The organism is Pseudomonas sp. H1_D05 (genome assembly GCF_054682705.1).
The window spans coordinates 5,569,197-5,591,799 of sequence record NZ_CP162825.1; the positions used below are offsets into that span (position 1 = coordinate 5,569,197).

Annotated in this window: 17 protein-coding genes; 8 read left to right on the plus strand and 9 right to left on the minus strand. The window is 59.7% G+C overall.

What is annotated here, in order from left to right:
* Positions 1-27 precede the first annotated feature (27 nt).
* On the plus strand, positions 28-948 hold the full coding sequence (locus AB4O11_RS25065; protein ID WP_257355351.1) for a LysR family transcriptional regulator: 921 nt from the start codon (positions 28-30) through the stop codon (positions 946-948).
* 73 nt (positions 949-1,021) lie between these two features.
* On the opposite strand, the gene ycaC (AB4O11_RS25070) is transcribed toward AB4O11_RS25065, so the two are convergent.
* The 3 genes from ycaC (AB4O11_RS25070) to AB4O11_RS25080 form a co-directional block, all read right to left on the minus strand.
* Positions 1,022-1,654, minus strand: a complete 633-nt coding sequence (gene ycaC, locus AB4O11_RS25070; protein WP_007916011.1) for an isochorismate family cysteine hydrolase YcaC — start codon at positions 1,652-1,654, stop codon at positions 1,022-1,024.
* A 789-nt stretch (positions 1,655-2,443) separates the two neighbouring features.
* Positions 2,444-4,570 (minus strand): TonB-dependent siderophore receptor, encoded by a 2,127-nt coding sequence (locus AB4O11_RS25075; RefSeq protein WP_460129082.1) that lies wholly within the window; start codon positions 4,568-4,570, stop codon positions 2,444-2,446.
* 164 nt (positions 4,571-4,734) lie between these two features.
* Positions 4,735-5,319, minus strand: coding sequence for a TetR/AcrR family transcriptional regulator (locus AB4O11_RS25080; protein ID WP_093430772.1), 585 nt, complete (start codon positions 5,317-5,319; stop codon positions 4,735-4,737).
* 212 nt (positions 5,320-5,531) lie between these two features.
* Here AB4O11_RS25080 and AB4O11_RS25085 point away from each other — a divergent pair, with 212 nt between their 5' ends.
* From AB4O11_RS25085 to AB4O11_RS25100, 4 genes are all read left to right on the plus strand, one after another.
* Positions 5,532-6,209: a type 1 glutamine amidotransferase domain-containing protein gene (locus AB4O11_RS25085; protein ID WP_116254878.1), complete on the plus strand. Its 678-nt coding sequence runs from the start codon at positions 5,532-5,534 to the stop codon at positions 6,207-6,209.
* A gap of 103 nt (positions 6,210-6,312) precedes the next feature.
* Positions 6,313-7,437 (plus strand): alkene reductase, encoded by a 1,125-nt coding sequence (locus tag AB4O11_RS25090; RefSeq protein ID WP_460129084.1) that lies wholly within the window; start codon positions 6,313-6,315, stop codon positions 7,435-7,437.
* A gap of 288 nt (positions 7,438-7,725) precedes the next feature.
* Positions 7,726-9,264 (plus strand): cryptochrome/photolyase family protein, encoded by a 1,539-nt coding sequence (locus AB4O11_RS25095; protein WP_460129086.1) that lies wholly within the window; start codon positions 7,726-7,728, stop codon positions 9,262-9,264.
* A gap of 136 nt (positions 9,265-9,400) precedes the next feature.
* Positions 9,401-11,863: a PAS domain-containing protein gene (locus AB4O11_RS25100; protein WP_460129087.1), complete on the plus strand. Its 2,463-nt coding sequence runs from the start codon at positions 9,401-9,403 to the stop codon at positions 11,861-11,863.
* Here AB4O11_RS25100 and AB4O11_RS25105 read toward each other — a convergent pair.
* Entirely contained in the window at positions 11,825-13,372 is a 1,548-nt protein-coding gene (locus AB4O11_RS25105; RefSeq protein ID WP_099756483.1) for a sensor domain-containing diguanylate cyclase, read from the minus strand. The genes AB4O11_RS25100 and AB4O11_RS25105 overlap by 39 nt on opposite strands.
* Before the next feature lie 265 nt (positions 13,373-13,637).
* Between AB4O11_RS25105 and AB4O11_RS25110 the strand changes: the two genes are divergently transcribed.
* Together AB4O11_RS25110 and AB4O11_RS25115 are read left to right on the plus strand one after the other, a co-directional pair.
* Positions 13,638-14,894 (plus strand): MFS transporter, encoded by a 1,257-nt coding sequence (locus AB4O11_RS25110; protein WP_320336623.1) that lies wholly within the window; start codon positions 13,638-13,640, stop codon positions 14,892-14,894.
* 181 nt (positions 14,895-15,075) lie between these two features.
* On the plus strand, positions 15,076-16,098 hold the full coding sequence (locus AB4O11_RS25115; RefSeq protein WP_099756485.1) for an alpha/beta hydrolase: 1,023 nt from the start codon (positions 15,076-15,078) through the stop codon (positions 16,096-16,098).
* Positions 16,099-16,183: 85 nt separating this feature from the next.
* On the opposite strand, the gene ycaC (AB4O11_RS25120) is transcribed toward AB4O11_RS25115, so the two are convergent.
* A complete protein-coding gene (gene ycaC / locus AB4O11_RS25120; RefSeq protein WP_007916011.1) occupies positions 16,184-16,816 on the minus strand; it encodes an isochorismate family cysteine hydrolase YcaC in 633 nt (210 codons plus the stop codon).
* A 319-nt stretch (positions 16,817-17,135) separates the two neighbouring features.
* Here ycaC (AB4O11_RS25120) and AB4O11_RS25125 point away from each other — a divergent pair, with 319 nt between their 5' ends.
* A complete protein-coding gene (locus AB4O11_RS25125) occupies positions 17,136-17,882 on the plus strand; it encodes a response regulator transcription factor (protein ID WP_093430747.1) in 747 nt (248 codons plus the stop codon).
* 240 nt (positions 17,883-18,122) lie between these two features.
* On the opposite strand, the gene AB4O11_RS25130 is transcribed toward AB4O11_RS25125, so the two are convergent.
* The 4 genes from AB4O11_RS25130 to macA all read right to left on the minus strand — a co-directional run bounded on the left by AB4O11_RS25130 (position 18,123) and on the right by macA (position 22,597).
* On the minus strand, positions 18,123-18,509 hold the full coding sequence (locus AB4O11_RS25130; RefSeq protein WP_460131157.1) for a DUF6124 family protein: 387 nt from the start codon (positions 18,507-18,509) through the stop codon (positions 18,123-18,125).
* The gene (locus tag AB4O11_RS25135; protein ID WP_095118447.1) at positions 18,464-18,829 is read right to left on the minus strand and encodes a DUF6124 family protein; all 366 of its coding nucleotides are present in this window, start codon (positions 18,827-18,829) and stop codon (positions 18,464-18,466) included. The genes AB4O11_RS25130 and AB4O11_RS25135 overlap by 46 nt, the downstream gene beginning before the upstream one ends.
* A gap of 658 nt (positions 18,830-19,487) precedes the next feature.
* Positions 19,488-21,446, minus strand: coding sequence for a MacB family efflux pump subunit (locus AB4O11_RS25140; protein ID WP_095047883.1), 1,959 nt, complete (start codon positions 21,444-21,446; stop codon positions 19,488-19,490).
* A gap of 2 nt (positions 21,447-21,448) precedes the next feature.
* On the minus strand, positions 21,449-22,597 hold the full coding sequence (gene macA, locus AB4O11_RS25145; RefSeq protein ID WP_095047884.1) for a macrolide transporter subunit MacA: 1,149 nt from the start codon (positions 22,595-22,597) through the stop codon (positions 21,449-21,451).
* Positions 22,598-22,603 lie beyond the last annotated feature (6 nt).

Below are 22,603 nucleotides of genomic sequence, written 5' to 3' on the forward strand. Positions count from 1 at the left end.
CCGTCAGTTGATCCTCAGGCTTATCCCATGAAGCGCCACTTTGAAGACTTGCAGTTAGGCAGTATCGAACTCTTTTGCCTCGCCGCTGAAGCCGGCAGTTTCACCGCTGCCGCCCAGCTCGCTGGGGTTACACCGGCCGCCGTGAGCCGGTCGATTCTTCGCTTGGAAAAGCGCTTGGGTTCACGCCTGTTTGCCCGCACTACCCGCAGCATTCGCTTGACCGAGGCCGGTAGAAACTTTTTCCTGCAGTGCAGCCAGGCCCTGACCCAACTGGTCGAAGCGCAACAAGAAGTCATGGGCGCACAGACCTCACCGTCCGGTCAGTTGCGCATCAGCCTTCCCACCACTTACGGCCATCACCGCATCCTGCCGCTGCTGCCGAAATTCCGTGCGCTCTATCCCGACGTCACCGTCGACATCCACTTGGGCAACCGTAATATCGACTTCGTCGGCGAAGGCTACGATCTGGCGATCCGCGTCCGCGCCCAACCGGACTCGACCATGGTCGCGCGCCTGTTGGAGGATGCAAAACTGGTGGTGGTCGCGTCTCCCGACTATCTGAAAAAGGCTGGCACACCGCAGACGCTGGAAGACCTGGTGCAACATGAATGCATTCAGTTCGAACTGCCGAGCAGCGGACGGCGGATCTCCTGGCTGTTCGAGGAAAATGGCGATGATCGGGAAGTGATTTCCGACGGCGGCTACTCCTGCTCAGACGATGTGCTCGGCGGCGTCACGCTGGCCAAACATGGCGCCGGGGTCTTTCAGACCTACAAATTCATTGTCGAAAAAGAACTGGCCGACGGCAGCCTCGTCGAGGTTCTGCAACCTTACGCCGGGCGCTCGCGACCTTACACCTTGCTCTACCCGCACGGCCGGTATGTGCCGCAACGGGTCAGGGCGTTTGTCGATTTTCTGCTGCAGTTTCGTGATGAGTGGGCCGGTTAACGCGGATTAAATCGGCGCAACAAATGACAAAAGCCTGCTTTTCAGGGCAGGCTTTTGTCCGGATCGCGCAGGCTTACTTCTGCTGAGCGGTCAGCGCCGAGTAGCTGTTCATCAGGTTGCGGTAGTTGGGGATGCGCTGCGACAGCAGATTGCCCAAGCCTTCAATATCGTTGCGCCAGTCGCGGTGCAGCTCACAGGCTACCGAGAACCAGTTCATCATCTGTGCGCCGGCCTGGGTCATGCGGCTCCACGCGGCTTGCTGCACGGTGGTGTTGAAGGTACCGGAAGCGTCGGTCACCACAAACACGTCAAACCCTTCTGCCAGCGCCGACAAGGTCGGGAACGCTACGCAGACATCCGTTACCACACCGGCAATGATGATCTGCTTGCGGCCGGTGGCTTTGATCGCCTTCACAAAGTCCTCGTTGTCCCAAGCGTTGATCTGGCCTGGACGAGCGATGTACGGCGCGTCCGGGAACATCTCTTTCAGCTCTGGCACCAGCGGGCCGTTCGGGCCTTGTTCGAAACTGGTGGTGAGGATGGTTGGCAGTTCGAAGAACTTGGCCAGATCGGCCAGGGCCAGCACGTTGTTCTTGAACTCGTTTGGCGAGAAGTCCTGCACCAGGGAAATCAGACCGGTCTGGTGGTCGACCAGCAGCACAATGGCGTCATCTTTGTTGAGGCGGTTGTAGGTTGGAGTGGTCATGATTTGCTTCCCTTTTGAGTTTTTGAAGTTGTTGTTGCGTTCAAGTTGGGTACAGATTACTGACGCACAGGGACGGGATAAATCGGCTGAAAAGCGTTTATCCGTCAACTCAAAAAGGACAATCTCTAGCGACCACAATCGCGCCACTTCGCCCACGAGCGCGTGCTGTTGAGCAAGAAATTGCGCGCCGCGTGCATCCTGATTTCGAGCACTCGCTCACTAACGGGCATGTGCCGAAGCAGCTGCCCTCACCCTAGCCCTCTCCCTCAGGAGAGGGGACCGATTGGGGGATATTGACGATGAACGCCGACGTGCAATAGCGCCGGTGAATCCAATACCGCCAAGCACTACGAATGAACCCGTAATCGACGCGTTCTGTCAGGTCAATGCATAACAAAACACACCTCGGTCGGCTCCATCTCCCCCTAGGAGAGGGGACCGATTGGGAGATTGGCGATGAGCGCCGACGTGCAATAGCACCGGTGAATCCAATACCGCCAAGCATTACCGATGCCCGCGTAATCGACGTGACCTTTCAGGTCGATGCATAACGCAAGACACCTCGGTCGGCTCCCTCTTCCCGAGGAGAGGGGGCCGATTGGGGGATATTGGCGATGAGCGCCGACGTGCAATAGCGCCGGTGAATCCAATACCACCAAGCATTGCCGATGCCCGCGTAATCGACACGACCTGTCAGGTCGATGCATAACGCAAAACACCTCGGTCGGCTCCCTCTCCCTCAGGGAGAGGGCTGGGGTGAGGGGCTGTGGTTGCAGCGTCGAGCTCGGCTTACAAGGTGTAGGAAATCCCCACCTGCACGGTTCTTGGTGCACCTGGATAGGCGTAGACGTTACCGAACGCGCCCTCTTCATAATCGCGGTCAAACAGGTTTTTCAGGTCAAGGTTGAGCCGCACTTTCTCGTTGACCTTGTAGAAGCCGAGCAGGTCGACAACGGTGTAACTGTCCATCGAGAACGCGGTATTGGCGGTTTGCCCGGCACGCTGGTCGACGTACTTGAGTCCGGTGCCCAGGCCCAGACCTTTTAGTGCACCGTCCTGAAACTCGTAGACGTTGAGCAGACTGAAGCTATTCTGCGGAATGTTCATCAGGCGCGTGCCAGAGCGGATCACGTTGTCCTTGGTCACCTCGGCATCGACGTAGGCGTAGCCGCCGATCACCCGCCATTCGGGTGTCAGGTTGCCGGCGACGTTCAGGTCAAAACCACGGCTGCGCACTTCCCCGGCGGCGACGCTGAAGGTCGAGTCCACCGGGTCGGTGGTCAGCACATTGCGTTTTTCGATCTGGTAGATCGCCGCATCCACGCTCAACTGATGGTCCAGCGCTTCCCACTTGATGCCCATTTCGTAAGACTTGCCTTTCTCCGGTGCGAAGCCTCCGCCCGTGCGGCTCGCGCCGGTGTTGGGCTTGAACGAGCGCGCCGTGTCGGCATAGATCGCCAGGGTCTCGGTCAGGTCGTAGGTCACGCCGAGGCGTGGAGTCACCGCGTTGTCACTGGCCTGCCAGTTTTTGCCGCCCGGCACATAGGTTTCATAGTCGTGCTCGAAACGCTCGAAACGTGCGCCGGCCAAGACCTTCAGACGCTCGGTCAACGCGACCTGATCCTGCACAAACGCGGCGTAAGTCTTGAGATTTTCCTTGTCATGGGTCGGCGTGCGCGTCAGTGCCGGACGCGGCTGGCCGTAGACCGGATCGAAGATGTCGATCGGGTAGGCGCCGACCGCTCCGCTGGAGCGCTGAATGATCGACTTGTAGTCATAATCTTCATACTCAATGCCGGTCAACAAGGTGTGCTGCAAACCACCAGTGCTGAAATGCCCGGTCAGATTGAGCTGGGTGTCCTTGTCGGTCCACTCCAGTTTGCGGTAGTTGAAGTTGCGCCCCAGGGTTCGACCGTCAGCGGCAATGCCGTTGGCCTCGATCGCATTGCCCTCAAGCGAGCCGTCGAGCCACTGGAAACCACCGCCCAGGGTCCAGTCATCGTTGAGCAGATGTTCGAAGCGCAGTTGCGCCATGTTGTTGTCGTTGTGCAATTTGCCGGCGTCTTTCTCACCGAAAAACGTATCCCGCGAGGCGGTGCCAATCTGCTTGGCGTAACGCGTCACGCCGCGATCCAGCGGATGATTGTTGCGCATGAAATCGCCTTCGAAGATCACCCGGGTGGCATCGCTGGCCTGCCAGGTCAGCACCGGGGTCACGCCGTAGCGCTCGGTCTCGACGTGATCGCGGAAGGTATCGCCGCCCTCACCTACCACGTTCAGTCGATAGGCCAGACGCCCGTCTTCATCCAGCGGGCCGGACGCGTCCAGGGTGCCGCGCTTCATGCCTTGATCATTCAACTGACTGCCCAACGTGACCGTGCGCTCGGCCAACGGCTGTTTGGACACGACATTGAAGGTGCCGCCGGGATCGCCACGGCCATAGAGCATCGTTGCCGGCCCGCGCAGCACTTCCAGACGCTCGATGGTGTTGGCGTCGGGCATGTTCGGGTAGCCACGATTGATCGGGAAACCGTTGCGATAGAACTCGCCGGTAGTAAAGCCACGCACAGTGAACGTCGTCAGACCCTGCCCGCCGAAATTGTTCGCCCGGCCCACACCACCGGCATAGTCCAGCGCATCTTGCAGACGCGTGGCGCCGAGGTCTTCGACAGCATCCTTGGTGACCACGCTGATCGATTGCGGGGTTTCATGAATAGAGGTGTCGGTACGGGTAGCACTGGCGGAACGTGTGGCGCGGTAACCCTGCACCGGGCCGTCGGCCCGTTCGTAATCCGCTGTACCAACCACATCGGTCGCCTCCAGCTCTAGCGCTGCGGGTGTTGATTCGGCCTGTTCGGCCCATGTGGAAGGGGACAACGCCTGCAGCACGCAAATTGAAAGCAGAGTACGACGCATGAAATGAAAACCTTACGAATAGGCCAGAACGAAGGGTAAAACCGCCAGCAAAACGCGGCGATGGTATACCAAGCGTTCCGTTATTGAAACTTATTCCCATTCGTATATTTAACCGATCGAGTGCCGACAGGTAGGTCACCCATTGCGTCGCACAAAAACCTTGGTCAAACGTGCAATAGTTGTTTCGTCATCGCCATCGAGGTCTCCAGCGACTGCCCGGTACGCTGCAACTTGTTCAGCAAACTCGCGCCCAACCACAGCTGATACAAGGTTTCCGCCAGATGCCGGGCATCGCCTTTGGGCAGGCTGTCTTCGGCCTGACCCTGTTCGATGCATAGCGCAATGCGCGCCACCACTTGCTCGGCGCCATCGCGCAAGGTGAGGCGCATCGACTCCGACAGGTCGGCGACTTCGGCACTGAGCTTTACCACCAGACATTCATCGCCGTGGCCTTCGAGGGTGCAGCGGTTCTGCCAGCCCTGCCAGTAATCCATCAGCCGCTCGTACGCGCTCAGTCCTGGCAGCGTCAGGCGCCGTTCCATGTCAGCGAGGTAATCGACGAAGTAATCCGCCAGCAATGCCTGGCCGTACAGTTCTTTGGATTTGAAGTAGTGATAGAACGAACCCTTGGGCACACCGGCGGTTTGCAGGATCTCGTTGAGGCCGACACTGGTGAAGCCCTTTTCGGCCATCATCCGGTGGCCGGTGTCGAGCAAGTGTTGGCGGGTGTCGTCGTAGGTCGGTTTCATGGGGCGCGAATTACCAGGCAATAGACCAGTCGTATTTTCGGAGGAACGGAAGTTTGCCATACCTGTCGATGAAAAACCTTCGGATAAAAAATTACTAGACGACTGGTCTAATTGGAATCTATGCTGCGCCCCGACAAACGTTTTCTGACCGGTGTGGCCGATGCGCGAATGTTTCGCCCAATCGAAAACGCCCAACCTACGCAAGGTGCTCTATGAAAATCTTGATGGTTCTGACTTCCCACGATCAACTCGGCGACACCGGCAAGAAAACCGGCTTCTGGCTGGAAGAGTTCGCCGCGCCCTACTACGCCTTCAAGGACGCCGGCGCCGACGTCACCCTGGTTTCGCCAGCCGGTGGCCAGCCGCCGCTCGACCCGAAAAGCGATGAGCCTGATGCTCAAACCGCCGAGACCGATCGCTTCCGCCAGGATCCGGCCGCACAACAGGCACTGGCCAACACCGGCCGCTTGGCCGACGTCAACGCTGATGACTTTGATGCCGTGTTTTACCCGGGTGGCCATGGCCCGCTGTGGGATCTGGCCGAAGACAAGCAGTCGATCGCGTTGATCGAAGCGTTTGACCGCGCCAACAAACCCCACGGTTTCGTCTGCCATGCGCCTGGCGTATTGCGTCATGTCCTTACCGCTGACGGCAAACCGCTGGTGCAGCATCGCCAGGTCACCGGTTTCACCAACGCCGAAGAAGAAGCAGTCGGCCTGACAAAAGTGGTGCCGTTCCTGATCGAGGACGAATTCCAGCGTCTCGGTGGTTATTACTCGAAAGTCGCTGACTGGCAGGTTCATGTGGTCGCCGACGGGCAACTGGTCACTGGCCAGAATCCGGCCAGTTCCGCCGCCGTCGCCGAGAAACTGCTGAAGATGCTCGGCTAAAACCTCGAACAACCCTTCCAAACGCCGGGTGCGTCTTGCCCGGCGTTATTTTTTCGCCCAACCAATAGACGACTGGTCTAATAAGCCACAAACAAGGTCATCCATGAACCACAGCAGTTTCTTCACCCCCGCCAAACTGGGTCATCACACCCTGAAAAACCGTATCGTCCTGCCGCCCCTCACCCGCCAGCGCAGCACGCAACCGGGCAATATCGCCAACGAGCTGATGGCCGAGTATTACCAACAGCGCGCCGGCGCCGGTCTGCTGGTCACCGAAGGCACACAAATCGAACCTCGTGGCCGGGGTTATGCGTGGACGCCGGGTATTCATACGCCTGAGCAAATCGCCGGATGGCGCAAAGTCACCGACGCCGTGCACGCCGTGGACGGGGTGATTTTCGCCCAGTTGTGGCACGTTGGCCGTGTCTCGCACACCGCGTTGCAGCCTAACGGCGCAGCTCCGGTTTCAGCCTCCGCCGTGGCCACCGACCGCGTCAGCGTGTTTATCGAAACCGCGCCCGGCGCCGGTGAACTGGTTCCACCGTCAGCACCTCGCGCACTGAGCACTGATGAAGTTCAGGAACTGGTGCAGCTGTATATCCAGGCTGCGCGCAACGCCATGGACGCGGGTTTCGATGGCATCGAATTGCACTGCGCCAACGGTTATCTGGTCAACCAGTTCATCTCGGCCCACAGCAATCTGCGCACCGATCAGTACGGCGGCTCGCTGGACAATCGCCTGCGTTTTCTGCGCGAAGTGGTGGCCGGTGTTGCCGAATGCATCGGCAAGGAAAAAGTCGGCGTGCGCTTCGCCCCGCTGTTCACCACCACTGATGAAGCGCGGACCTATTTGGGCATGGTCGAGGAAGACCCGCACACGACTTACATCGAAGCGATCAAAGTGCTGCAGGACGTGGGCATCGCCTATCTGTCGATCGCCGAAGCCGATTGGGACAACGCCCCGGCGATGCCATTGACGTTTCGTCAGGCAGTACGCGCAACCTTCAGCGGCGCGATCATTTACGCCGGGCGCTACACCGCCGAATCCGGGGCGCAACTGCTCGACTCCGGGCTGGCGGATCTGATCGCTTTCGGCCGCCCGTTCATGGCCAACCCCGACCTGCCGGCGCGCATTGCCAATGACTGGCCGTTGAACGCGCTGAACCCGGCGACGGTGTATGGCGGCACCGCCGAGGGCTATGTGGATTACCCCGTTTATCCCGGCTAACCCTTTCCACGCGGCGTCAAGCGCTCCCGCAACAGCGGGAGCGTTCATCCGAGTCAGAGTGCAAGCCCTTGTGGGAGCGAGCCTGCTCGCGAAAGCGGCATGTCAGTCAGCCAAAATATTGAATGTGACGCCGCCTTCGCGAGCAGGCTCGCTCCCACAGGGAAGATCTGAATATCACGCAATTCACCGCACAAAAACCTATACACAAACTACAATCTGTACAACTATCTGGACTTAGCACTTAAACGTCCACGCGGCAGCCTGCTGCCTTTACGCTGAATTCGTGAAATGAACAAAACCCGTCGGTTGTGCCTGGTGCTGGGTGACCAGTTATCGTTTGATCTGGCGTCATTGGCCGGACTGGATAGCGAACACGACCGTGTGCTGATGGTCGAGGTCATGGAAGAAGCCACCCATGTCGCCCATCACCCGCAGAAGATCGCGCTGATTTTCAGTGCCATGCGTCACTTTGCTCAGGCGCTGGAGAACCAGGGCATCCACGTGCATTACGTGGCCCTCGACGACCCGCAGAACAGCGGCTCGGTGCTCGGCGAGCTGAAGCGCTGGCAGGCTTTGTTGCAGGCCAGCGAGTTGCACGTGACGGAGTGCGGAGACTGGCGCCTGGAGCAATCGCTCAAAGCATGTGGTGTGCCGATCCACTGGCACGCCGACGGCCGCTTCCTGTGCAGCCGCGATGAGTTTCGCGCTTGGGCCGCAGGCAAAAAACAGTTGCGCATGGAATTCTTCTACCGCGAGATGCGCCGCAAAAGTCGCCTGTTGCTCAACGGTGACGGCACGCCGGTCGGCGGCGCGTGGAACTTTGACGCCGAGAATCGCAAAGCTTTGCCGAAAACCGTCAAGGCACCCTACCCGGCCGGTTTTGCCAACGATGCAATCACCGTCGAAGTCCTCGCCTTGGTAAAACACCGTTTCGCCAGTCATTACGGCAGTCTGGAGGACTTCAACTATCCGGTGACGCACGCCGATGCGCAGGCGCTCTGGGCGTACTTTCTCGACTACGCCTTGGCCGGCTTCGGCGACTATCAGGACGCCATGGCCAGCGACGAGCCGTTTCTGTTCCATGCGCGCATCAGCGCGGCGCTGAACATTGGCTTGCTCGACCTGCGCCAGCTCTGCGCTGATGTGGAGTCGGCCTATTGGTCCGGCAGCATCGCGCTGAATGCTGCCGAAGGTTTCATCCGCCAACTGATCGGCTGGCGCGAATATGTCCGTGGCGTTTACTGGCTGCACATGCCCGAGTACGCCGAGGGCAATGCATTCGCCAACCAGCGGCCATTGCCGGAGTTCTACTGGACCGGTGCTACCAAAATGAATTGCATGCGCCAGGCCATCGGCCAAAGCCTCAAACACGCCTACGCCCATCACATCCAGCGCCTGATGGTCACCGGTAATTTCGCCCTGCTCGCCGGCATCGCGCCGAAGCAGATCTGTGAATGGTATCTGGCGATCTACATGGACGCGTTCGATTGGGTCGAACTGCCCAACACCCTCGGCATGGTCATGCACGCCGATGGCGGTTACCTCGGTTCCAAGCCTTATTGCGCCAGCGGCCAGTACATCAACCGGATGTCCGACTACTGTCGCGACTGTGCTTACTCCGTGCGCGAAACCACGGCCGACAACGCCTGCCCGTTCAACGCCCTGTACTGGCATTTCCTGATGCGCCACGCCGACCTTCTACGGAGCAATCAGCGCATGGCCATGATGTACAAAAACCTCGACCGCATGCCGCCAGCCAAACAACAGGCACTGTGGCAACGCGGCCAACAGTTGCTCGACACGCTGGATAACGGCGACTCGTTATGAAAACGCACGCACCCGTGCCCCGCGTGCAACTTAAACAGGGCGCCCCGGGTCAATGGCTCACAAAGCTTACGAAGCAACCTGGGTGTTCGCTTGAAACACGCCTATTTAACGCAGACCAATAATCAAGGCATGAGGGGTGGATATCCTGAAACAGCTTACTCGCGAGGAGCTTGAGTCCGAGGTCACGCGCCTGCGCCTGGCCGTCAAAGCGACCTGCGACGCCGTCTGGGACTGGAATCTGACAACCCATCAGATTGTCTGGAACGACGCGTTGGAACAGGCGTACGGCTATGCCCCCAGCGCCATCGAACCGACGTGTGACTGGCGCTTTGCGCAGATCCACCAGCAGGATCGCGCGCGGGTCGAGACTTCGATTCGGGCGGCGATGGCGGGCACAGGCACCACCTGGAGTGCCGAGTACCGCTTCCGCTGTCAGGACGGATCCTACGCCGAGGTGCTCGACCGCGGGCATCTGATCCGCAATGCCGACGGCAAAGCCGAACGCATGATCGGGGCCATGCTCGACCTGACCCGTTCGCGAAGTGCCGAAACCGCACTGCGCAAGAGTGAAGAGCGCTTCAGTACCATTCTGGAAACCATCGAAGCCGCGTTCGCCATCGTCAAAGTCAAATTCGACGCCGACGACTACCCCATCGATTACTGCTTCGTTGAAGCCAACCCGGCGTTCGAGCGTCAGGCCGGGGTCAACCTGCGGGGCAAGTGGGTCACCGAGTTTGCGCCCAACCTGGAGAAATTCTGGTTCGAGACTTACGGCCATGTGGCCAAGACCGGCGAGCCGGCAAACTTCGAGAACTACGCCAATACCTTCGAACGCTGGTTCGACGTGCGCGCCGTCCGTGTCGGTGACCCGGCCGATCGGCAGATTGCGATCTTCTTCAGCGACGTCACCGAGCGCCGCGACGCGCAGGAACGCTTGCGCGTCAGCGAGGCGATCGCTCGGGAAAACGTCGAACGGGTCCAACTGGCCTTGGCCGCCGGCGCCATTATCGGCACTTGGCACTGGCACTTGCCCACCGATCGTTTCTACGTCGACGAAGCTTTCGCCCGGGTCTTCAACCTTGACCCGGCACTGGGCCGCGACGGTCTGAGCCTGGAGCAAGTGGTAGTCACCGTGCACCCCGATGACCGCGAGGGGCTGACAATGGCAATCAATGACGCCCTTGCCCGCGGTGGCGCCTATTCGCATCAGTACCGAGTGCGCGGTGCGGATGGCAAATACACCTGGATCGAAGCCAACGGACGCGTCGAATGCGCCGAGGACGGCACGCCTTTACGCTTTCCCGGCGTGCTGATCGATGTCGAAGACCGGCGCAATGTCGAAGACGAACGCGACCGGGTCACCGCCGCTTTAAAAGCGCTCAACGACACACTGGAACAACGGGTCTCGGCGCGCACCGCAGAGCTGATGCAGGCCGAAGAGAAGTTGCGCCAATCGCAGAAAATGGAAGCCGTCGGGCAACTCACCGGCGGTCTGGCCCATGACTTCAACAACCTGCTGGCAGGGATCTGTGCCTCTCTGGAGCTGATGGAAAAACGCATCGCCCAAGGTCGTCTGAAGGACATCGACAAATACATGCTGATCGCCCAGGACGCCGCCAAACGCGCGACCGCCCTGACCCATCGCCTGCTGGCGTTCTCCCGCCGGCAGACCCTCGATCCTCGGCCGACTGAAGTCAACGCACTGATTGCCGGCATGACCGAACTGATCCAGCGCACCGTCGGCCCGAGCATTCGCCTGAAGACGGTCGTTGCCGCCGATCTGTGGCCGGCGCTGGTCGACGCCAGCCAACTGGAAAACGCTTTGCTCAACCTGTGCATCAACGCCCGTGATGCGATGCCCGATGGCGGCAGCATTACCGTTGAAACCGCGAATCGAACCTTCGATGCTGAATCGGCGCGCATCAGGGAGATGCCCGAAGGGCAATACCTGTGCCTGTCGGTTGCCGACACCGGTACCGGTATGAGTGCGGAGGTCATGGCCAAGGCGTTCGACCCGTTTTTCACCACCAAACCGCTGGGCCAGGGCACCGGGCTGGGGCTGTCGATGATCTACGGTTTCACCAAGCAATCCGGCGGCCAGGTGCGGGTGCAGTCGACCGTGGGGCAAGGCACCATCATCTGCATTTACCTGCCGCGCTACCGCGGCGAAACGCAGCGCAATCACGATGACACGCACAACTCGGCAACCTTACCGGCAAAGGCCGGTGAAACCATCCTGATTGTCGACGACGAACCCACCGTTCGAACGCTGCTCAAAGACGTGCTGAACGACCTCGGCTACAACCTGCTCGAAGCGGCCGACAGCGTTGAGGGACTGGAAGTATTGCGTTCCAGCGCGCACATCGATTTGCTCATCACCGATGTCGGCTTGCCGGGCGGCATGAACGGCCGGCAGATGGCCGATGCGGGCCGGGAAATCAGGCCGAGGCTGAAGACTTTGTTCATCACCGGGTACGCGGAAAACTCAGTGATCGGCAACGGTCAGCTCGGCCCGGGCATGCAGGTACTGACCAAACCGTTTGCCGTCGACACGCTGGTGTCAAGGGTCGGTGGCCTGCTGTCCATCGACGTTGAGTGAGGGTTGCGCAGCGGATGTCATGAACCTGTTGCGCCCTGCCGTTTTCGCTTGATACAGCGCTTGGTCGGCGCACTCGATCAGAGCGCTCACCGGCTCCAGGTGCGCACCGCGCGCAGCGGCGATGCCGATGCTCAGGCTCACACGAGCCACCGGACTGGTGGGGTGGGCAATGTTGGCTTGCTGCAGGCGCTCGATAATCAGCTGCGCCACCACCGCAGCGCCGCCCATATCGGTGTCGGGCATGATCACGGCGAACTCTTCGCCGCCGTAGCGCGCCACCAGGTCCGACGGTCGCCGCACACACTCATCCAGCACGCTACCGACGGTTTGTAGACAAGCGTCGCCGGCAACATGCCCGAAGGCATCATTGAAGCGCTTGAAATAGTCGATATCGATCATCAGCAAGGCCAGTGACGATCCGTCGCGCTTTGCCCGACGCGCCTCCGTGGCCAGGGTCTGGTCGAAGCAGCGCCGATTCGCCAGCCCGGTCAGCGCATCCTTCATGGCCAACAACTCAAGTTGCCGATTGGAGCCGAGCAACTGCTGCTGAGCGATGCGCAGTTCGCCTTCAACCTGGGTCCGACGGCGGATGTCGAGGATCAAGAACCAGCCGATCAGACCGGTGAGCCCCAACAGCCCCGCCACCACCACCGCCGACAGCAGTGCCTCGGTTCGCCACGCCTTGAGCGCTTCACGCTTGCCGATGGCGACCGTGGTGATCAGTGGCAACTTCTCACTTTTGCGGAAGGCGTAGAGGCGTTCGACGCCATCCAGGCTGGAGGTATAAGACGCGGTGCCGACCGATTGATCGACCAGGTACTTGGCGTAGATCGGCGACTTGGAAAAGTTGCGGCCCATGTCCTGCTCGCGGAAGGGATAGCGCACCAGCAACGTACCGTCGGTATAGGACAAGCCGATGGCGCCGTCCTGGCCGATGTCGAGTTTGCCGAACAGGCGCAGAAAGTTTTCCACGCCCAGGGTCACGGCCACAACCCCGGCGAACTCGCCGCGATCATTATTGAAACGGCGGCTGACGGTGATCACCCACTCCTGATTGGAACGGCTGCGGATCGGTGGCCCGATAAAGGGTTCGCGGCTCGGATCGGCGCGATGATGAATGAAATAGGCTCGATCACTGCTGTTGGCACCGACCGGAATCGGCCGGTTCGACGACATCAGCCAATGGCCATGGCGGTCATAGATGGTGATACCGCTCAGTTGTGGCATCAGCGGTTGCTGGCGGTTGATCAGGGCACTCAGGCGCTGAATCTGCGCGGGGCCACTGCCTTCGGTCTCCAGGCGTTCGACCAGCCCGAGCAACAGCAGCGAACTTTGCCGGACAATGCCTTCGGAATAGGTCTCGAGTGCTTGGGTCAGGTTCAACCCGTGCACGTTGACTTCCTCCAGCGCGCGATCGCGCGAAGACAGCACTTTCCAGATGGTCAGCGACGCCAGGGAGCAGCCGATGACCAGCAGCAAGAGGATGACGAGGTGTGTATCACGCTTCACGAAAGTACCTAATGGAAAGTCCGGTTTCCGGTTCCGGCCGTTACTGATTCAAGGCAATAACAGCGGTCGTATGTCCTCGACCGGCGCAAGGATACAAGTAGCGCGTCGAACGTGCAGCAACCGTATGACGGAACGTCGTTTTCAGCCCCTTGGTGTTGTTTCGCAACGACACGGCAGCGGCCTGCAACTTATATTCACGGGCGCAGGTCATTAGGCTTGCTGAGGTTGAATCCATCCGCAAACCTCGAACATTGAAGACACCGCCGTGGCCGCTGACCTCGATCGCCGCAACAACCTGTCCCTGGACAGCCTGAACTTTTTCCTCGCCGACGTGCGCGACGGCCTCGGCCCCTATCTGGCCATTTACCTGTTGGCGGTGCATCACTGGGAGCCGGCCAGCATTGGTCTGGTGATGACCATCGCCGGGGTCGCTGCGCTGATCACCCAGACACCCGCCGGCGCCTGGGTCGACAACAGCCGGCGCAAACGTGCGTTGATTGCGATCGCCGCGCTGGTGGTGACCGGAAGCTGCCTGGTGCTGCCATTCGTGACGTCGTTCACTTGGGTGGCGCTGACGCAAACCTTGAGCGCAATGGCCGCCTCGATATTCGCCCCGGCCATTTGTGCGATTACCCTGGGCATGACCGGGCCACGGGCGTTCACTCGGCGAACCGGGCGCAACGAAACCTTCAATCATGCCGGCAATGCCTGCGCCGCACTGCTGGCCGGTATATTTGCCTACCTGTTCGGCCCGGTGGCGGTGTTCTATCTGATGGCGGCCATGGCCCTGGCCAGTGTCATTGCCATCGCCTGCGTTTCGCCAGCCGCCATCGACCATGATCTGGCCCGTGGACTGGATCCGGCCGACGCCAGCCACCGCCAGCCTTCCGGTTTGTCGGTGCTGCTGAGCAACCGGCCGCTGTTGCTGTTCGCCATTTGCTGTGCGCTGTTCCACCTCGCCAACGCGGCGATGTTGCCGTTGGTGAGTCAAAAACTCGCGCAAGCCAATTTGCAGATGGCCACCCCGTTGACTTCGGCCTGCATCGTCGCGGCGCAATTGGTGATGGTGCCGGCGGCATTGCTGGTCGGGGCAAAAGCCGATCTGTGGGGACGCAAGCCGCTGCTGCTGGCCGGTTTTCTGATCCTGCCCTTGCGCGGCGTGCTCTACACGCTGTCGGACGATGCCTATTGGCTGGTCGCGGTGCAACTGCTCGACGGCGTCGGCGCCGGTCTGTTCGGCGCCTTGTTTCCGATCATGGTCAAAGACCTCACCCAGGGCACCGGTCACTTCAACATCAGCCTCGGCGCGCTGACGACAGCCTTCGGACTCGGCGCGGCACTGAGCAACGGCCTCGCCGGACTCGTGGTGCAAGAGGCTGGTTACAGCGCGGCGTTTCTGACCCTGGCCGCTATTGCGGCGGTAGCGGTTGTGTTGCTCGCGATGGGTGTTCCGGAAACTCAGCGCAGTGGCCGGCAAGCTGAAACCGGATTGGTCGAGGCCAGCACCGAATCCTCAGCGTAATCCATATCCCGTCCCTGCCCTCTCATCGCCGCCAAATCGTGTTTGCGCGGCATTAAAAATCCAGGACTCAGTGGATCAGGCAAGCAATCCAGAGGAATGCACTTCGGCGCCGAGGCGCTGATCGAGAGAATGTTCGTGCACAGGCTCAGACGAATAAACCCTCAATCGCAAGGACATTCCAGTGAAAGGTTTTTGCTTGGCCTTCGGGCTGCTCTTCAGTACTTTTTCAGCCATGGGAGCCGATATGTCGAACGGCGCAGACAACTTCTACACCAGCGATAAAGTGACCGTGGAAAAGGTCACCTTCAAGAACCAGTACGGAATGAAGGTCGCAGGCAATCTGTTCAGCCTGAAGAACCTTGACCCACAGTCAAAAAATGCCGCGATCATCGTCGGCCACCCGATGGGCGCAGTGAAAGAGCAAAGCGCCAATCTCTACGCGACCAAAATGGCGGAACAGGGTTTCGTCACGCTGTCGTTCGACTTGTCCTTCTGGGGCGAAAGCGAGGGCCTGCCACGCCAGTCGGTTGCGCCGGACATTTATGCCGAAGACTTCAGCGCAGCGGTGGACTTTCTCGGCACTCGCCCACTGGTCGATCGCGAGCGTATCGGCGTTATCGGTATTTGCGGCAGCGGCAGCTTCGCCATCAGCGCCGCCAAGATCGACCCACGTTTGAAGGCGATTGCCACCGTCAGCATGTACGACATGGGTGCTGCCAACCGTAACGGTCTCAAACATTCGCTCACGCCAGCGCAACGCCAATCGATCATTGAACAGGCGGCGCAGCAGCGTGACGCGCAGTCCTGGGGCGGCCCGGTCCGCTACACCGGCGGCACACCGCTCAAACTCACTGGCAATGCCGTGGGTGACGAGTTCTACGATTTCTACCGCACCCCGCGTGGCCAGGTCACCCCGGCCGGTGCTTCGCCGCAGACCACCACCATGCCGACGCTGATCAGCAACGTGAAGTTCATGAACTTCTACCCGTTCAATGACATCGAGAGCATCTCCCCGCGCCCGCTGCTGTTCATCGCCGGTGCTCAGGCGCACTCCCGCGAGTTCAGTGAAGACGCGTACCAGCGCGCGGCCGAGCCCAAAGAGCTGCTGATCATTCCAGGGGCCGGCCATGTCGACTTGTACGACCGGGTCAACCTGATTCCCTTCGCCAAATTGACCACGTTCTTCAGCCATAACCTGAAGTAACGTCATCGAAACGCTGCTAGCACGTTAAAGCGCAGACACGACAAAAGCCTGCTTTCAGAGCAGGCTTTTGTTCGGTCGCGTCGGCTTACTTCTGCTGAGCCGTCAGCGCCGAGTAGCTGTTCATCAGGTTGCGGTAGTTGGGGATGCGCTGCGACAGCAGATTACCCAAGCCTTCAATATCGTTGCGCCAGTCGCGGTGCAGCTCACAGGCCACCGAGAACCAGTTCATCATCTGCGCACCGGCTTGGGTCATGCGGCTCCACGCAGCCTGTTGCACGGTGGTGTTGAAAGTGCCGGAAGCGTCGGTCACCACAAACACATCAAACCCTTCTGCCAGCGCCGACAAGGTCGGGAACGCTACGCAGACATCCGTGACCACACCGGCAATGATGATCTGCTTGCGGCCGGTAGCCTTGATCGCTTTCACAAAGTCTTCGTTGTCCCAGGCATTGATCTGACCTGGACGAGCGATGTACGGCGCGTCCGGGAACATCTCTTTCAGCTCTGGTACCAGCGGGCCGTTCGGGCCTTGTTCGAAACTGGTGGTCAGGATAGTCGGCAGTTCGAAGAACTTCGCCAGATCAGCCAGGGCCAGCACATTGTTCTTGAACTCGTTTGGCGAGAAGTCCTGCACCAGGGAAATCAGGCCGGTCTGGTGGTCGACCAGCAGCACGATAGCGTCGTCTTTGTTCAGGCGGTTGTAGGTTGGAGTGGTCATGGTGTGCGTCCCTTTTCAATGTTGGAAGTTGTTGTTGCGTTCAAGTTGTGTACAGGTTACTGACGCATCAAAAAGGGATAAATCGGTTGAAATGGGTTTCACCGTCAACCTGAACAGGACAATTCAATGACGGTATTCTCTTTGTTCCCACGTTGAAGCCAGCAAATTCAGGGTTATTAGCTAATAACACCTTCATTAAACCGTCGCTCAAACGTTGTACTAGGATAGGATCCAAGTCTGCGGTTTTTCGTCGACCAAGGAGATCGTCGACAGGGCTGCAGACGTTTTTGAATTAACGCCTCTCAGGGATGACACGCATATGAATTCACACTTGTTCCCCCACATCGGCAAGGTCATCGCCAGCACCGGCAGCCGGCACTTTCCGCGCATGCTGCATGACCTGATCCTGACGCAACTGGCGGTCGACGCCACGCACATCCGGCAGATGCGTGTCGAACCGGTGAGCCGCGCGTCGAGCCGCAGTGAGCCGGAGCCACTGAAAGAGCCGGCCCTGCTCGCCGAAACGGTGTTTTCCGAACACAGTGCGGCGGCTCACCATTTACAGAATCCGCCGGCCGCGACCAGTGCGGACGCCTCGCAACTGCACCTGACCCGGCGCAAGGACGGCTATCGCTACGTGATTTCGGTGTACCGCAACGGCGAGTCGCAGCGCTTTTCCGCGCAGGAGCGCAGCCTGTTGCAGGACATTTCCCCGGTGCTGCTGCCGATGGTGGAAAAACACATCAACGCCCTGCAACCGGCCACCCCTGATCCACAAATTCCCTCCGAAGCAGCCGAAGGCAGCGGCCTGGAAACCTTGCGCCTGCGCTTTGACGAGCGCCTGGAGCAACTGGGACTGAGCCTGTCCAACCGCGAAACCGAAGTGTGTGTCGGCCTGCTCGCCGGCCGCACGGCGCCGGAACTGGCGGAGCAATTGGCGTTGAAGGTCAACACCGTCGAGAGTTATCTGAAACGCGCGGCGATCAAGTTGGGCATCAGCGGGCGGCATTCGTTGATGCGCTGGATGTATTCGCCGTTGGAGGCGTTGGCGTCGAGTGCGGCTTGATACGCCGGGATTGCGACGCCTTCGGTATTTGGGTGGGTCAGTTGGATCTACCCCCTCACCCCAGCCCTCTCCCCCAAGGGGGCGAGGGGGAAAGGGAGCCGATCTTTGTGCTGTTCAAAACCTGAGCTCGGCTTGGGAGCCGATCATTGTGGTTTTCAAAAACTGAGTTCGACTCGGTAGTTCACGTCGGTGCATCTTCAGCAAACACCGCGGTCAGTCCCCTCTCCCACTGGGAGAGGGTTAGGGTGAGGGCAATTCCGCGACGTGCTCCAATGCCTGATTCACCGCCAATTCCCCCAACATCACCACTTGCGCAATACCCAGCAAGGTATTGCGATGCGGCCCCTCCAGCATCCCGGCAAAATCAGCCAACATGACCGAGGCCGAGGCCAGCGATTCACAGGCGTTTGCCAGCAGGGATTCGGTATCGGTTTGCGGGTTGACCCGGAACATAGCGTTGGGCGTATAGGGCGTGGCCATGATGTTGGCTGCAGTCACCGGTGGATCAGATGTCTTGGACATAAGCTCAAACTCCTTCTGCGCAGCAAGGGAGCAGGCTCCCTCCCGCGGCTGTTCCGCAATTAGTTGGGCAGGCGCTGGTTGTCGAGGACGCGACTCACCACCAATTCACTCAACATGATCACCTGCTGCAGGATCAGCATTTTCTTACGGTGAGGGCTGTCGACCGAGTCAGCAAGGTCGCGGGCCATGTCACTGGCCGAGGACAACGATTCGTAGGCTTCAACGAGTAGGGTTTCGTCGTCGATGGTGGGGTCGATCAGGTAGATCTTGCCAGTTTTGCGGGTGGGTTTTGAGGTTTTGAGCGCGGAAGGATTGAGGTAGAAATTGATCGCCCGTTCTGTGGCCTCTTTGATGTTTTGAGGTTCCAGTGCGGCGTCGTAGGGGATCGGATCGGTGTCCGGAGGGTTCGGCGTAACTTTGAACATATTCATCTAATTCCTGAAATAGGGCCGCGACCGTTCTCTACTAAAAGAAGGGTGGCGGCTGTGCACAGGTTAGTAGACCGGTGGAATTAGCAAGACCGGCGCGCCCGAGGGCGCCCTGCGCACAACCACCATTGAGTGCAGGCAGAGACGCACCTGACTAAATGGAACTCATGCACTTACTAATACCAATCGGGCTACTAAACCCGACCACTGATAGGCAGTGGCAGGGAAACGATAGAGCCCATGGGATAAGCGCACAAGCCGGCGGATTCTGGCGTACGCGTAGGTAACGACGCAAGGTGTTGTAGGCGGTATGACGTAACGGGTCGTGTAATTTAAACGCGCTCACGGCGTTATGTTTATTGATGGAAATTCTGGATGGCGGTGATTCGAGGTTTTGCGGTGTGTCAGTTGGATCTACCCCCTCACCCCAGCCCTCTCCCCCAGGGGGGCGAGGGGGAAAGGGAGCCGATTTTTGTGCTGTTCAAAACCTGAGTTCGACTCGGTATCCCACGTCGGCGTATCTCCAGCAAACACTGCGGTCAGTCCCCTCTCCCTCTGGGAGAGGGTTAGGGTGAGGGCAATCCCGCGACGTGCTCCAATGCCTGATTCACCGGCAATCCCCCCCAATGCCCAGCAGGTTTGATGAGGGCCGCTTTTAATCCCGCGCCAACGCCTCGATCGGATCAAGCCGCGAAGCATTCCGCGCCGGCACAAAGCCAAACACAATCCCGATCAACGTCGAGCACACCACCGCCGTCAGTACCGACCCCAGCGAGAACACCATCTCCCACTCCTTGATAAACACCGAAAACAAGTGCCCGATGGCATACGACAGGGAAATCCCGATCGCCCCGCCCAACAGACAAACCATCACCGCCTCCACCAGAAACTGCTGACGAATGTCCGACTGCCGCGCCCCCACCGCCATCCGAATACCGATCTCGCGAGTGCGCTCGGTCACCGACACCAGCATGATATTCATCACGCCGATGCCGCCAACCACCAGGGAAATCACCGCAATCAGCGACAGCAGCAACGCCAGCGAGCGGCTGGTTTTCTGCACGGTCTGCAAGACGCTGTCGAGGTTGTTGGTGAAGAAATCCTTGGTGCCGTGGCGTTGCAGCAGCAGTTGGGTGACGTGCTCTTCCACCACTTTGCTCGGCTGGCCGTCCTTCATGCGCACGCTGATGCTGTCCAGATAACGCTGGCCCAACACCCGCCCGGCCGCCGTTTCGTAGGGCACCCAGACGTTGAGGGTCTTGCCCGAGGCAAACAGGCTTTTATCCTGCGCGGCCACGCCGATCACTGTGCATGGCAGGTTGCCAATCAGGATCACCTGGCCCAACGGGTCGACATCCTGGCCAAACAGGCGCTGCCGGGTGTTGTGATCGATGACCACCACCTGCGCCTGGCGCCGCGCATCGCTTTCGCTGAACGGGATGCCCGCGGCCATTTTGATCCCGCGCACCTTGAAGTACTGATCGCTGACGCCGTTGACCTGCGCATCCAGATCGATATTGCGATAACGCAACAACAGGCTGCGGCCGATCATCGGCGTGGCGCTGTCGACGTAGTACAACTGATTCAGCGCGGTGACGTCGGCCGGCGTCAGGGTTTCAATGGCGGCGGCACGTTTGTCGCCATAACTGCTGCCGGGATAGACATCGATGGTATTGCTGCCAATCGCCGCAATGTCCTTGAGCACGTAGTTTTTCGCACCCTCCCCGACCGCCGAAATCGACACCACCGACGTGATGCCAATGACGATGCCGAGCATGGTCAGCAAGGTACGCATGCGGTGCGAGATCAACGCCACCCACGCCATGGCGAACGCTTCTTTGAACAACCCGAGACTGGCGACCAGGCGACGCGAAGCGGTGGCTTTCGGTGCCACCGGTTCTTCGCTGAGCAGGTGCGTGGTATCGCGTTCGTTGCTGCGGTCGCTGAGGATTTCGCCGTCGCTGACTTCGATGATGCGCTCGGCATTGGCCGCCACTTTCGGGTCGTGAGTGACCAGAATCACCGTGTGCCCCGCCGCGTGCAGCTCCAGCAGGATGCGCATGACCTCCTTGCCGCTGGCCGTGTCGAGGGCGCCGGTCGGTTCGTCGGCGAGGATCACTTCGCCGCCGTTCATCAAGGCGCGGGCGATACTCACGCGCTGTTGCTGACCGCCGGAGAGCTGGCTCGGCCGATGCGTCAAATGGCCTTCCAGACCCAGTCGCGCCAACAACTCACGGGCACGGGCATGGCGTTGAAGCTGCGGCGTACCGGCGTAAATCGCCGGCATCTCGACGTTGTGCATTGCGCTCAAATGCGGCAGCAAGTGGTAACGCTGGAAGATGAAACCAAAGTAATCGCGGCGCAGCTCGGCCAGGGCCTGATTGTCCAGATCACGGGTTTCCTGGCCGTTGATCCTGTAGCTGCCAGCGGTGGCGTAATCGAGGCAACCGAGGATGTTCATCAGCGTCGATTTGCCGGAACCGGAGGCACCAATGATCGCCACCATTTCCCCGGCATTGATCGTCAGGTTGATGTTGTTCAGCGCGAGAAACTCGCGGTCGCCAGCGGTGAAACTGCGGGTGATGCCGGTCAGTTGTAGCAGTGGCTCAGTCATGCTCAGGCCCCCGCCACATTGTTCACCGGATCACCGATCACCACGCGGTCGCCTTCTGCCAGACCGGCGTTGATCTGCACTTTGACGTTGTTGTTGATCCCGGTCTGCACGTTGCGCGACTGCGCGTGGCCCTTGGCGTCGAGTACGCGTACCGGGAAACTGCCGTCGGCATTGCGCGGGCCGAGCGCCGCCACCGGCACGGTCAGCACCGACTTGGCGGTGTCGAGGATAATGCGCACCTGCGCGGTCATCGAGATGCGCAGGCGATGGTCGGGATTGGGCACCTCGAACAACGCGTTGTAAAACACCGCGCTGCTTTGCTTAGGCGTGCCGGCGGGCGGTGTTTCAAGAAAGTTCTGCGGCGCCGGGTCCGTGCCGCGCAGTTTCGCGTAGTAGCGTTTGTCCTCGCCGAGAATGGTGAAATACACCTCTTGCCCCGGGGCGATGTGAATCACGTCGGCTTCGGACACCTGCGCCTTGACCGTCATGGTGTCCAGATCTGCCAGTTTCAGCAGGACCGGCGCCAGTTGGCTGGCAATCACCGTTTGCCCTTCCTGCGTGACCACGCCGACCACGTCGCCATCAATCGGCGCGACAATCCGCGTGTACGCCAGATTGACCTTGGCCGTGTCGATCTGGATATGCGCACTTTTGATCTGCGCATCCAGCGACATCAGGTTGGCCTGCTGCACCTGATAGTCCGACTCGGCGGTTTCAAAATCCTGGCGCGAGATCGACGCGTCGTCCTGCAAGTTCTTGTAGCGCTCGTAAATCGCTTTGGTTTGCCTGAGCTGAGCCTGGGTCGCGCGTTTTTGCGCTTGCAGGTTTTCCTCATCAACCTGGGCCTGACGCAAAGTGTTCTGCAACACCAGCGGATCGATTTCCGCCAGCCACTGCCCTTTCTTCACCTTGTCGCCAACCTTGACCTTGAGCGACTTCAATTGCCCCGACACTTGCGCGCCGACGTCCACTTGTTTGATGCCTTCGAGCAACCCGGTGGCGAGAACCGCGTTTTCAATGTCACTGCGTTCCACCGGCGCGGTCAGGTATTGCGGCGCCTCGGCCGGTGCCTGCACCGTGTAGAAAGCCAATCCCGCTACTGCCACTAACGCTAAACCCATACCGACTTTGCGCAACTTCGACTTTTCCATAAATAA

Coding starts and splice junctions, on each gene's coding strand:
- AB4O11_RS25065 (WP_257355351.1), top strand. CDS start 28: ATGAAGCGCCACTTTGAAGACTTGCAGTTAGGCAGTATCGAACTCTTT.
- ycaC (WP_007916011.1), bottom strand. CDS start 1,654: ATGACCACTCCAACCTACAACCGCCTCAACAAAGATGACGCCATTGTG.
- AB4O11_RS25075 (WP_460129082.1), bottom strand. CDS start 4,570: ATGCGTCGTACTCTGCTTTCAATTTGCGTGCTGCAGGCGTTGTCCCCT.
- AB4O11_RS25080 (WP_093430772.1), bottom strand. CDS start 5,319: ATGAAACCGACCTACGACGACACCCGCCAACACTTGCTCGACACCGGC.
- AB4O11_RS25085 (WP_116254878.1), top strand. CDS start 5,532: ATGAAAATCTTGATGGTTCTGACTTCCCACGATCAACTCGGCGACACC.
- AB4O11_RS25090 (WP_460129084.1), top strand. CDS start 6,313: ATGAACCACAGCAGTTTCTTCACCCCCGCCAAACTGGGTCATCACACC.
- AB4O11_RS25095 (WP_460129086.1), top strand. CDS start 7,726: ATGAACAAAACCCGTCGGTTGTGCCTGGTGCTGGGTGACCAGTTATCG.
- ycaC (WP_007916011.1), bottom strand. CDS start 16,816: ATGACCACTCCAACCTACAACCGCCTGAACAAAGACGACGCTATCGTG.
- AB4O11_RS25125 (WP_093430747.1), top strand. CDS start 17,136: ATGAATTCACACTTGTTCCCCCACATCGGCAAGGTCATCGCCAGCACC.
- AB4O11_RS25135 (WP_095118447.1), bottom strand. CDS start 18,829: ATGTTCAAAGTTACGCCGAACCCTCCGGACACCGATCCGATCCCCTAC.
- AB4O11_RS25140 (WP_095047883.1), bottom strand. CDS start 21,446: ATGACTGAGCCACTGCTACAACTGACCGGCATCACCCGCAGTTTCACC.
- macA (WP_095047884.1), bottom strand. CDS start 22,597: ATGGAAAAGTCGAAGTTGCGCAAAGTCGGTATGGGTTTAGCGTTAGTG.